9 protein-coding genes, 1 pseudogene and 1 riboswitch are annotated in these 12027 nt (G+C 47.6%); of the genes and pseudogenes, 3 read left to right on the top strand and 7 right to left on the bottom strand.

The window, feature by feature from the left end; translation table 11 throughout:
• The first annotated feature begins 297 nt into the window (after positions 1-297).
• Positions 298-1947 (top strand): alpha-amylase, encoded by a 1650-nt coding sequence (gene amyS, locus GYMC52_RS16525; RefSeq protein WP_013524696.1) that lies wholly within the window; start codon positions 298-300, stop codon positions 1945-1947.
• Positions 1948-2044: 97 nt separating this feature from the next.
• Here amyS and GYMC52_RS16530 read toward each other — a convergent pair whose 3' ends face one another.
• Positions 2045-4372 carry a bifunctional 2',3'-cyclic-nucleotide 2'-phosphodiesterase/3'-nucleotidase gene (locus tag GYMC52_RS16530; RefSeq protein ID WP_013524697.1) on the bottom strand — a complete coding sequence of 776 codons (2328 nt, stop codon included), beginning with the start codon at positions 4370-4372 and terminating at the stop codon, positions 2045-2047.
• Between the two features lie 184 nt (positions 4373-4556).
• Between GYMC52_RS16530 and GYMC52_RS16535 the strand changes: the two genes are divergently transcribed.
• Positions 4557-5930, top strand: coding sequence for an IS1380 family transposase (locus GYMC52_RS16535; RefSeq protein WP_012820626.1), 1374 nt, complete (start codon positions 4557-4559; stop codon positions 5928-5930).
• 631 nt (positions 5931-6561) lie between these two features.
• Here the strand turns inward: GYMC52_RS16535 and GYMC52_RS16540 are convergent.
• From GYMC52_RS16540 to GYMC52_RS19645, 4 genes and pseudogenes are all read right to left on the bottom strand, one after another.
• Positions 6562-7287 carry a hypothetical protein gene (locus tag GYMC52_RS16540; RefSeq protein ID WP_013524698.1) on the bottom strand — a complete coding sequence of 242 codons (726 nt, stop codon included), beginning with the start codon at positions 7285-7287 and terminating at the stop codon, positions 6562-6564.
• A 26-nt stretch (positions 7288-7313) separates the two neighbouring features.
• A riboswitch (cyclic di-GMP riboswitch) is annotated at positions 7314-7396 on the bottom strand.
• 97 nt (positions 7397-7493) lie between these two features.
• Entirely contained in the window at positions 7494-7958 is a 465-nt protein-coding gene (locus GYMC52_RS16545) for a hypothetical protein (RefSeq protein ID WP_013524699.1), read from the bottom strand.
• Positions 7959-8039: 81 nt separating this feature from the next.
• A complete protein-coding gene (locus GYMC52_RS16550; RefSeq protein WP_013524700.1) occupies positions 8040-8462 on the bottom strand; it encodes a hypothetical protein in 423 nt (140 codons plus the stop codon).
• Positions 8463-8537: 75 nt separating this feature from the next.
• Positions 8538-9039 (bottom strand): annotated as a pseudogene (locus GYMC52_RS19645) (JAB domain-containing protein).
• A 231-nt stretch (positions 9040-9270) separates the two neighbouring features.
• Here GYMC52_RS19645 and GYMC52_RS16560 point away from each other — a divergent pair.
• The gene (locus GYMC52_RS16560) at positions 9271-10458 is read left to right on the top strand and encodes an IS701 family transposase (protein ID WP_013524701.1); all 1188 of its coding nucleotides are present in this window, start codon (positions 9271-9273) and stop codon (positions 10456-10458) included.
• 190 nt (positions 10459-10648) lie between these two features.
• On the opposite strand, the gene GYMC52_RS16565 is transcribed toward GYMC52_RS16560, so the two are convergent.
• Together GYMC52_RS16565 and GYMC52_RS16570 are read right to left on the bottom strand one after the other, a co-directional pair.
• Entirely contained in the window at positions 10649-11029 is a 381-nt protein-coding gene (locus GYMC52_RS16565) for a hypothetical protein (RefSeq protein ID WP_013524702.1), read from the bottom strand.
• A gap of 432 nt (positions 11030-11461) precedes the next feature.
• Complete coding sequence (locus GYMC52_RS16570; RefSeq protein WP_013524703.1) at positions 11462-11839, bottom strand: hypothetical protein; 378 nt, start codon at positions 11837-11839, stop codon at positions 11462-11464.
• Positions 11840-12027: the final 188 nt, after the last annotated feature.

Below are 12027 nucleotides of genomic sequence, written 5' to 3' on the forward strand. Positions count from 1 at the left end.
GCACAAAACGGTTGATGCAAACGATTTCATCAATCTTTATCTTATACGAATAAACAGAATATTTCAACTATATTTTCCACTTGTTGAAAAACGAATCGTTCTGTTGTTCTATTTTCGATTCGTGTCAAACTCAAAATTGTTTAAATTCGATATTGAAAACGATTACAAATAAAAATTATAATAGACGTAACCGTTCGAGGTTTTGCTTCCTTTTTACTCTTTTTATGCAATCGTTTCCCTTAATTTTTTGGAAGCCAAACCGTCGAATGTAACATTTGATTAAGGGGGAAGGGCATTGTGCTAACGTTTCACCGCATCATTCGAAAAGGATGGATGTTCCTGCTCGCGTTTTTGCTCACTGCCTCGCTGTTCTGCCCAACAGGACAGCCCGCCAAGGCTGCCGCACCGTTTAACGGCACCATGATGCAGTATTTTGAATGGTACTTGCCGGATGATGGCGCGTTATGGACCAAAGTGGCCAATGAAGCCAACAACTTATCCAGCCTTGGCATCACCGCTCTTTGGCTGCCGCCCGCTTATAAAGGAACAAGCCGCAGCGACGTAGGGTACGGAGTATACGACTTGTATGACCTCGGCGAATTCAATCAAAAAGGGACCGTCCGCACAAAATACGGAACAAAAGCTCAATATCTTCAAGCCATTCAAGCCGCCCACGCCGCTGGAATGCAAGTGTACGCCGATGTCGTGTTCGACCATAAAGGCGGCGCCGACGGCACGGAATGGGTGGACGCCGTCGAAGTCAATCCGTCCGACCGCAACCAAGAAATCTCGGGCACCTATCAAATCCAAGCATGGACGAAATTTGATTTTCCCGGGCGGGGCAACACCTACTCCAGCTTTAAGTGGCGCTGGTACCATTTTGACGGCGTTGATTGGGACGAAAGCCGAAAATTGAGCCGCATTTACAAATTCCGCGGCATCGGCAAAGCATGGGATTGGGAAGTAGACACGGAAAACGGAAACTATGACTACTTAATGTATGCCGACCTTGATATGGATCATCCCGAAGTCGTGACCGAGCTGAAAAACTGGGGGAAATGGTATGTCAACACAACGAACATTGATGGGTTCCGGCTTGATGCCGTCAAGCATATTAAGTTCAGTTTTTTTCCTGATTGGTTGTCGTATGTGCGTTCTCAGACTGGCAAGCCGCTATTTACCGTCGGGGAATATTGGAGCTATGACATCAACAAGTTGCACAATTACATTACGAAAACAAACGGAACGATGTCTTTGTTTGATGCCCCGTTACACAACAAATTTTATACCGCTTCCAAATCAGGGGGCGCATTTGATATGCGCACGTTAATGACCAATACTCTCATGAAAGATCAACCGACATTGGCCGTCACCTTCGTTGATAATCATGACACCGAACCCGGCCAAGCGCTGCAGTCATGGGTCGACCCATGGTTCAAACCGTTGGCTTACGCCTTTATTCTAACTCGGCAGGAAGGATACCCGTGCGTCTTTTATGGTGACTATTATGGCATTCCACAATATAACATTCCTTCGCTGAAAAGCAAAATCGATCCGCTCCTCATCGCGCGCAGGGATTATGCTTACGGAACGCAACATGATTATCTTGATCACTCCGACATCATCGGGTGGACAAGGGAAGGCGTCACTGAAAAACCAGGATCCGGACTGGCCGCACTGATCACCGATGGGCCGGGAGGAAGCAAATGGATGTACGTTGGCAAACAACACGCCGGAAAAGTGTTCTATGACCTTACGGGCAACCGGAGTGACACCGTCACCATCAACAGTGATGGATGGGGAGAATTCAAAGTCAATGGCGGTTCGGTTTCGGTTTGGGTTCCTAGAAAAACGACCGTCTCTACCATCGCTTGGCCGATCACAACCCGACCGTGGACTGGTGAATTCGTCCGTTGGACCGAGCCACGGTTGGTGGCATGGCCTTGATGCCTGCGATCGCGTTGTAAAGACATTCCGCTCTATCATTGAGGCAAAAAACACGGCCTTGCCCGCCATGAATGGCGGCACAAGGCCGTGTTTGATGTTACCATCCATTTGCTTGCTTCAACTTCTCCTTCGACGGCGTTTCGTAGCGGATGTGCGTGTCGATGTCGGTCACGTAATACCCGCCGCCGACCGCGTACTGCCCGCCGAAGCGCGCGTCATACCCGTAGACGCGGTACACTTCCCCAGGCTTTAAGATGCGGACGAACACAAGGCGCCCATCATTCGTCCGTTTCCATAGATTGATCGGCTTTTGCACCGTCAAGCGGCCGATTTGCCCTTTTTTCAGCTCCACGCCATCCCAGTAGACTTTTTTCACTTGGCCTGGAGGAGTGGTTGGCTTCTCCGGCTGCTTTGGCGGGTTGGGCTTTTCTTCCTTCCAAAGCGGCAAGGCAAATTCATATTGGGCAAATCCGCTCGGCAAATTGGCGACATAGCGGATGCTGCCGTCTTGCGGCAAGTATTTTTGCGCTTCCGGCGACGATTCAAACGTGACGGTCACCGGCGCTTTCCCTTTCACTGGCGCAAACCGCCAGTTGCCATCCGCCGACGGATTGATCGTTCCGTTTTCCCGAATGTAATCGATGATCACTTGCCGGTTTTCATCCGGCGCAGCCAAAATCGTGTTTTTCCCGCCCGGATTGATGATCCGGTTCGTCGTCGCCCGATAGTTGTTCGTTGCGACGATAAATTCCATGTTCGGCGTCACTGGCTTGCCTTCGAATTTCAAGTTTTTAATCCGGTTCGCATTCGGATTGATCACATTTTGGTTTTTGTCGTATTTCGCCGGCTCGGTCACATCGATCTCGTACGTCACTCCATCAATAATGTCGAAGTTGTACGTCGGGAAGTCGTTGTTGACGAGCGGCTGAACGTCTGTCTTGTTCGGGTCGATTTGGTTGAATTGCCCCGCCGACCACTCAAGCCATTCTTTCAACTCGGCTCCCGTAATTTTCAGCGCATACACCGTGTTCGGATACAAGTACAAATCAGCAACGTTTTTAATGGCAATTTCCCCTGCCGGGATGTCGGTATAATAGCTCGCCCCACCGCGTCCGCCGGCTTTGAACGGAGCGCCGGCCGACAGCACCGGAAGGCCTTCATATTTCGTCCCTTTCAACATCTTTTCGACATACCATTTTTGCGCATTCGTGACGATTTGCACGGACGGATCGTCTTTGATAAGCGCAAAATAGCTGTTGATCGGGCTCGTTGTTTTTCCAACCGGACTGCGGACGTACTGAATCGTCGCTTCATGTTCCGCTTGGATCGCCTGCTCAACGGCCGGGTCGCTGTCGACAAGCGGCGTTTTCGTCGCCTTGTCATACACTGGACGAAGTTGGGCTTTCGCTTGCGTCACTTTCCATTTCCCGTCGACTTGCTCGACCGTCAAGTCGATCACGCCGAGCGTATCGCCCCATGAACCCGGCATCGTCACCGGAACACCGTTGATCGTGCCGGTTTCATTGTTGATTCCGTTTCCGTCCGGAAAATCTGGTGTCGTGCCTGGAAGGGCCGGGAATTTTTTATGCTGGTGGCCGGTCAACACGGCGTCGACCCCCGGAATTTGCGTTAAATAATACGATGCGTTTTCCATATTCGGGATGTTTCCGCCGGTCTCAATGCCTGAGTGCGATAGCACAACGATCAAATCGGCCCCTTCCGCTTTCATTTTTGGAATATACTTTTGCGCCGACTGCACAATGTCTTTCGCAATCACTTTCCCTTGCAAATTCGCTTTGTCCCAATCCATAATTTGCGGCGGCACAAAGCCGATGACGCCGATCTTCAGCGTATGCTTCTCCCCGTCTTCATCAACGACTTCTTTCTCTAAAATTTGATACGGCGTGAAATAGTTGACATCGTTATCCGGATTTTGGTCATGATCGTCACGGTACACGTTCGCATTCACGATCGGCAGCTTGGCATCGTCATACACTTCATTGAGGAAATCCAAGCCATAGTTGAACTCATGGTTCCCAACCGTCGCCGCATCGTACTTCAACAAATGCAACAGTTTCACCGCTGGATGCACTTCTCCGTCTTGCAACGGCTTCACTTTGGCCACATAGTCGCCAAGCGGCGTTCCTTGAATCAAATCCCCGTTGTCAAACAGAAGCGTATTCGGCTGCTCAGCGCGCGCCTGCTCGATCAAACGCGCCGTCTTCGACAACCCGAACTCATTCGTCGGACTATCTTTGAAATAATCGTAGTTGACAAGATTCATATGTACGTCCGTCGTCTCTAAAATGCGCAGCTTGACGACATCTCGGTCTTCCGCGCCCGCTGCGGTCGGCAACACAGCCGGAGCAAGCAGCCCCAACGCCAACACCACGCTCGCCGCCGCGTATTTCTTCCGTTTTTTCAATGCCCATCCCCCTCTAGTGGTTCGAAAGATTTGTACCATTGCCATCATATCACAAAAAACACAAAATTGTGGCTCTTCACCAAAACCTGAATCCGTGACAAAACATCTTTACAATGGTCGCAAACCGTTGATACGATAAGGGAAAACGACGTTAACGACTTTTCATCAAGCAGGTGAAAATGCGATGAAAGATTTCCCGATTCGGTTTGTGTTGACAGATGAAGCCATTACCCCAAGTGCGGGGCTTGCCCTCGTTGGCTACTTGCTCCATCAAACGAAACTGAATAAACGAGTAAACGCGCTTCGGCCTCCTACCGTTCGTCGAGACGTGCACATTTCCCATAGCGACGTCATTCGCTCGATGATCGGCTTGCTTGCCACAGGAAAAACGGACTTTGATCATATTGAAGCATATCGTCAGGACGATATCTTTTCGACATCGATGGGCATTCAGCACGTGCCTTCCTCCCCAACGTTGAGACAGCGACTCGATCAGCTCGCTTGTCTTCCGATGACCGAAACGATTCTTTGGGAGGAGTCCATGCGTCTGTTGATTCAACGACATGCCACCTTGTCCCCTTGTTGGGCCAAAGGAAAGACGACATGGCTTCCCCTTGATATAGATGGCTCCCCATTTGACAACTCCGATACGAAAAAAGAAGGAGTGAGTCGAACGTATAAAGGATTTGACGGTTTTACGCCGTTGTTTGCGTATGCGGGGAAGGAAGGCTATATCGTTCATGCCGAGTTGCGTCCTGGAAAACAACATGTGCAAGACAACATGCCTTCGTTTTTAACCACCGCCATCCGTCGAGCTCGTCAACTGACCTCGTCTCGTCTGCTTGTTCGCATGGATGCAGGAAACGACGCGGAAGCAAACGTGCACGTGTGTCTAAAGGAAGACGTGGACTTTGTCATCAAACGAAACTTGCGCCGAGAATCGAAAGCGCTTTGGTTCCAGATCGCTTCGCAAAAGGGCAAACGCGTCGATGATGGACAAACAGAAGGAGTCCAAACGTATGAGTTATGCCTTCCACAGACGGCAGCGATCGATGGAAATACGTATACGTACGTTCAAGTCACCCAAGTGACGGAACGGACGATGGAACGCAATGGACAGGTGATGCTCGTTCCTAATTATGAAGTGGAAAGCTATTGGGTGCGGCTCAAAGGATACGAGCATGTTCGAATGAGCGATGTGCTCGCGTTGTATCATGATCATGCGACATGCGAACAGTTTCATAGCGAACTCAAGAGCGACTTAGATTTAGAGCGGCTTCCATCTGGGAAGATGAAAACGAATGCGCTCGTGTTGGTCATGGGAGCCTTCGTGTACAACCTTCTTCGCCTGATCGGACAAGATCTATTAAGCGACCCGAGACATCCATTACATCACAAAGTGAAACGCCGCCGCATCAAGACGATCATTCAGACGGTGATCACGATGGCAGGGCGACTCGTTCGCCGATCACGGCAACTATGGATGAAACTGACGCGAAGGAGCGGGTACAGTATACTCCTACTGAATGTGTATCAAAAATGGAAAGAAGCAAGATAACAAACAGATGTTCGGATGCAAAAGTCAACCATCACTCCCTGTACTTTTTTGCCTCTTTTTTAGTTTAGATCTCCATAAAAAGAAATTTATCTCATTTTTAAACATGAAAATAGTGCAGGGAATCATCACAAAAAGGGATTTATGGATCATTCATCCATATAACTAGCACCAAAATCGAAGTTGATTTCCATCCATCACGGATTCAGGCAAAAGTTGTACTTGATTTTTTCTGAACATACCCTATTTACGCTTGTGAGGGAAAACCAGCAAATCAGTGATTTTTGCATATCCTTGTGCAGGAAACCGCATTGCTTGTCAAGTACATGTTGCGGTGAAGAGCCAAAATTGTTAGAAAAAAACACCTAAATCCTTCACAGCAGCTTACCAAAAACAACAGAAAACGCAATCAAAGTATGGAATCCTGCTTCGGATCTTCAAGCTCAGCAAGAAGCCATCACCTTCATGATTTCAAGGGAGACGAAAATTAGGAAAACACAGTCTGTCTCGGGGGATAGTGAAAAAGAATCCATCATTCACCATGATCGTAGCCCCTGGAGAACACATCCATCAACATTCTCCGTTAATGTAAAAAAGTGTCCCGCCGTCTGGGGGACACCCTTTCCTTTCATTTCTACAGCAACTGAAGCAACGCCTTTTTGTTCGCTTGCACTTGATCGTTCAACGCCTTGACTTTTTCTTTTACCTTCTGAATGTCTGCGTTGTTGGCGCCGACTTTCTTTTCAAGAGCGCGAATGTCATTCGTCACCGCCCGCAGCTGGTTGGACAGCGCGATGAGCTGGCCGATGAGGCCATCGATTTGCGCTTGTTTTTCTTCATCGAGTTCCTCTTGGTCTTCACCAACAGGTTGTGGAGAAGTCGGAGACGGCGCCTCCGTTGCCGTTTGCCCGCTGGAATCCGGAGTTGCAGCGTCATTGGCCGCTATGGCTTGTCCACTCGGAGCGTCAGTTGCCGCTGTGGCTCCTGTCGGTTGAGAAGCGGACGGCTCGCCCGTTGGTGACGAATCCGCAGGCGTCGGCGAGGCTTGCGTATCCGTTGCCGGTTCCGCTTCGCTCAATGCTTGAATGCGAGCGGTCACTTTGTCTAACCGCTCTTCAATTTGGCCTACTTTTTTATTTAACTGCGCCAACTTTTGCGCAAGCCATTTTTGTTGCTTGGACGATTCCTGTTTTTTCTTCGCCTCTGTTTCCTTTTGTTCCGTCTTCTTCTTGACGACGACTTCCACTTTCTTCACCATCGTTTCGCGCTCATGCGCTTTGCCAGCAGGCTTGGCGGCCGCCCACGCCGGAGAGGCGACGAGCATCGACGCCACCAAAATCGGCCATCCTTTCTTCAACATTACCAATTCCTCCTTTATTTTTTGGTAATGGCAGCTGGCTGGCATAGGTTTCCCCTTAGCCCCTGTAGCTTTGTGACGCTAAGTTTCCTTAGCTGTACCTTTCATCATGATTGTACCATGATTTTCTTCGCAAGGAAGTGAGACGAAATGACTATTTTCGACCTTTGAACCATTTCATATATGTCTCAAACATTCCTGCTTCACCGTTAAATCCCTAGTTGAAGTTCGTGTACAGTATATTTGCTTTTTGTCACAACTCCCGGGTTCCGCAATGTTTCATGCACTTTCTCATTATACAACCGAACGTTTTCATTGATGATCTTCCACTCCACCGATCGTTGATGGCAAAACCCATCGATATCATTGTCGAGATGTTTCACATAGCGATAGGGGCCAATGATTCCAATGCTGAGCCATGCGCCATGGCGAACCAACACGACATCCCCTTGTTCCATCGTATGGACAAACGCCCAGATCGCGCCAAGAGCGTTGCCAAGCTTCGCCCCCGAATAATGGTACACATTGCGCAATCGCTCTCGCAGTTCATCTTTGCTTATGCCGTCTAAATTGCCAATCAGCGGCCAGCCAATCCCAATGACCTGGTCGCGAATGAATTCGTCGTACCGCTGAAACCCATGCGGTTTTGTTTTGATTTGAAATACATGCGCCATTCCTAATCCCCCATTTCCCTTTCAATCTTCCCCTCAGCTGCATCGTCCCATCCATCGTAGTGCAACAGGAGCGCAACCGTTTCAACTTCTTGCATGCTTCTTAAGAACGGCCGTAATCGCCTCAATCGTTTCTTTGGCGGCATCCGTCAACGCTTCAAACTTAAAAGCAATCGACTGAGCGTTTGGATTGATGGCCGGGCCTGCGTTTCGATCTCTGCGAAACGCTGTGATCGCCTCCAAGTCTTGTTTGAGTCCATCAGGAAGCAACGCTCGCTCGAACCTCCAGCTGACAATGTAAGGCTCTTTCATTGCGTAATCGTTGCTTCCTTCATATTGTATAGCCCCGATGCGCTTCTTCCCTTTCTCGGAAGCGGGATCATTCATAAACAACTGCACGGTTTGCTTTCCACGTCCATCACATACATGCAAGCCTGCTTCCATCGATTTGCTTGCAATGAAGTGAAACAGAGGTGCAATGGCAAAGCGGTACTCAAGCACCTTCACCTTTTCTCCCCCCCTTTTTTTGTCATATTTGCAACAGGCTCATCTGCCCCCAACAAAATGACGAGCAATCTCCGTTCATGCATCATCAAGGATTCTTTCAACAAAAACAAGCAAATTCCTGCATATGAACGAAAAAAATAGAAACCCAACCAATGTTTCTCTGTTTCGATTAATTCCGGAGAGGATCCTTCCCGCCTCCACTAACCGTTTCGTTACCTCGATGTCTTCCCTCGACGGCTGGCAATGACCGCTGGGATGATTATGGGCTACGATGATAGAAGCAGAGTTAGAGAGAATGGCAGCCTTCATCACCTCCATCGGATACACGGATGCTAGCGTTCAGACTTCCGACATGGCAAACGTTGATGGCAGTCGGCTGGTTTTTCGTGTCAAGGCAGACAACGGCAAACTTCTCACGGTCGGCTTCCGCAAGAAACGGCTCCAACAGCTTGTACGCATCTTCCGGAGACTTGATTTGACGCTCCTTGTACAGCACGCTAGACTCTCGAACGAGCTTCAGGCTGACAATGTTGACGCGCTTCGCTGGCTGCTTGGCAGGCACCTCCCTTTCTAGCAACTCTAGCTGTTGATGGTTTGATACTTGCTCATCCTTTTCCCTCCTAAAACAAAAATAGCCCCAATTCCCCGAAAGGAATTGAGGCACTATGACTATGGGTTCACAATCATAACTGTAGATGAGCAAATTCACTAACATAAATTTACATCCAAACAAAAAAGGAGACATGAACCCGACTCCTTGGTTAAAATAGATGTGCTAACCAACCATTCACAAGGAGGTTCATGTCTCATGAATAGATTAGCACATCATCAAGGAATCCACAAGTTTTTCATGGCGTTGGGGTTGGCGCTTTATTTCTCGAAACCGGTCATCAAGCATCTCGTTCATATGGTGGATGCCTTGACTACCAAGGGATTTTCGGGAACGTTGACCGATGTCCATCACTGGAGTTTTCATCCCAACCATCGAACAACGCTCAGCCATTTTTTCACGAAAAGCCCTTGGGATGAAGAGACGTTGCTTCGCAAACTCCAGCAATGGATCCTTCATCGCATCGAGCGAATCGCCAAACGGGAGAATCAACCCCTTTTTGTTTCGATTGATGATACCATTTGCCAAAAAACGAAGCCTTCGTCACGGGCTGCACACGCCATTCAAGGGTGTGATTGGCATTTCTCTCACAAAGATCATCAATCGGTCTGGGGGCATTCGCTCGTTTGGCTGATGGTACACACCATGACTCAGGCATTCCCGTTCGCGTTTCGTCTTTATGATAAGACGGCGGGAACAAGCAAAGTCGACCTAGCGATGGAGATGCTTTCTTCGCTCAAGGTGAAGCCGGATCATCCGGTGTATGTGCTCATGGATTCATGGTATCCGTCCAAAGAGCTCATCGAAGCCTGCCTGAAAAAGGGATTCCATGTCATCGCGATGCTCAAGACGAACCGAATTCTCTACCCGAAAGGCATCGCCGTCCAAGCGAAGCAGTTCGCCCGCTATCTCGAACCGCGAGACACCCGCCTCGTCACGGTGGGGAACGAGCGCTATCGTGTCTATCGCTACGAAGGCGCGCTCAATGGTCTCGATGATGCGGTGGTGCTGCTTACTTGGAAGGCTGATCAGCCGATGACACCCGAACATCTTCATGGCGTCTTGAGCACCGATCGGGAGCTGAGTGACGAAGACATCTTGCGTTACTATGCCCAACGCTGGTCGATCGAATGCTTTTTCCGGCAGGTAAAAGACCAGCTGAAGCTCGATGGGTACCGTGTTCGTCACATTCGGGCGGTCAAACGGTATTGGGTGACCGTTTTGTTGGCTTGCGTGTACAGCATAGCGGAATCCCAACAAGACATCTCTGCCGGGCTGAACCTTCTTCGGACTCGGAAAGGACACAGCCTGATTGAGTTCATTTACGACGCGGCGAAGCAAGATATTCCCATTGATGTTGTCAAAAAACAGCTCCATGTCGCCTAAGGGGTACCCTGTTTGTCTCTTAATACATGGAAATTATTGTAATGAAAAATGCTCATCTACAGTCATAATATATATTTGAAATTATGTTTGGTACAGATTTAAAAAAAGAAAAGCCCTGTAGAGATTTTTCTCCACAGAGCCTTTCGAGATATTTTGATAAACTTTGGACGGTGACAGGCACCGATCCCATTTATTTTCTATTAAACTGCAATTCAATGGTTCCATCTGGTCTTCTTATGACCGTTACATTATATTCCTTGTAAAGAGCATAAACTAACAGCACTCCACCTACAGCAATCGTAGCATAAATAACACCAGTTGAAACACCAGCAGTTGCTGCGACTCCTGTTCCAATCAAAGCAGAAACTCCTAATGATACACCGCCAGTAACTGGTGTAGTTGCTACACCAACTCCAACTGCCCCTGCTAGTGCAACTGCTGCTGTTTTACTTAACTTACTGATTTTTTCGGCTTTGTGCAACTTTTGAGCGAGTTCTCCAACAACAATAAATTCTTTAACCTTATTTTCTTTAGCTCTTTTTAATTCTTCTTTGGTTCTAACGATTAACATTCCTATCACCTATGTCCCATTAATATTACTATATAGAATAATTATACCATTTATTATATTATTTTATACTATTTAAATTATAACACTCTACTTCTAATTTAGAGTATTTCTAACAATAATTTGGCTCTTCACCAAAAGTTGTACTTGATTTTTTTCTGAACATCCCCTATTTACGCTTGTGAGGGAACATCAGCACTTTTTGCCTATCCTTGTCAGGAAACCGTTGTCAAGTACATGTTGTGGTGAAGAGCCAATAATTTACTATAAAGCCCGTTTTTTTAAAACGAAGCGATTCCAATGTGATCCGAAAGACTTTTTTAACTCTCTGTCTTATTTTATCCATTCAAAAAATAACCAATTCTAATACTATAAGTTTAAGAAAAAGAAAAGCCCCGCGATTTCTCTTCGCGAGACCTTTCATTGATTATTAGCTCACTCTAACGTGATATTAGCAACGTTCTTCCCATCACGAACAGCCTGCACGTTTACTTTCATATCCTTATACTCTTCTTTTAGTTCTTTTGCGTATTTTTCTGCTAGTTTCTTTGCATCCGCATCGCTAACTTTCTTATCCAACACCAGCGTTCCTACTGCCATGCCGTTTTGCGTGTACACTTGACCGTCAAGAACATATTTCTCTTCTTTCACTTTCTTCGTCAGTTCTTTGTTTTGTACTAGCTCTCTTGTTTGTTTTTCTTTTGTCGTTGTTTCTTCCTTCTTTGGTTCATTCGCTTTCTTTTCTTCATTTGCTGAGCAACCAACCGCTAACAGCAACACTAGAAATAGGCTGAACCATATCTTTAAATTCATTACCTATACCTCCCTTTCATCATCTTACCCCATTATTATATCATTCAATAAAATTACACCTAAACAAAAGGGCTAGTAGAGGTGGTTCTCTACTAGGCTTCTTCCAATGCCTGTTTGACAAATTCCGAGGCGTAACAGGCACGCGACCCAAAAAAAAGCCCCGCAGAGATTTCTCTCCGCGAGACTTT

It is taken from the genome of Geobacillus sp. Y412MC52 (assembly GCF_000174795.2).
Classification (GTDB): domain Bacteria; phylum Bacillota; class Bacilli; order Bacillales; family Anoxybacillaceae; genus Geobacillus; species Geobacillus thermoleovorans.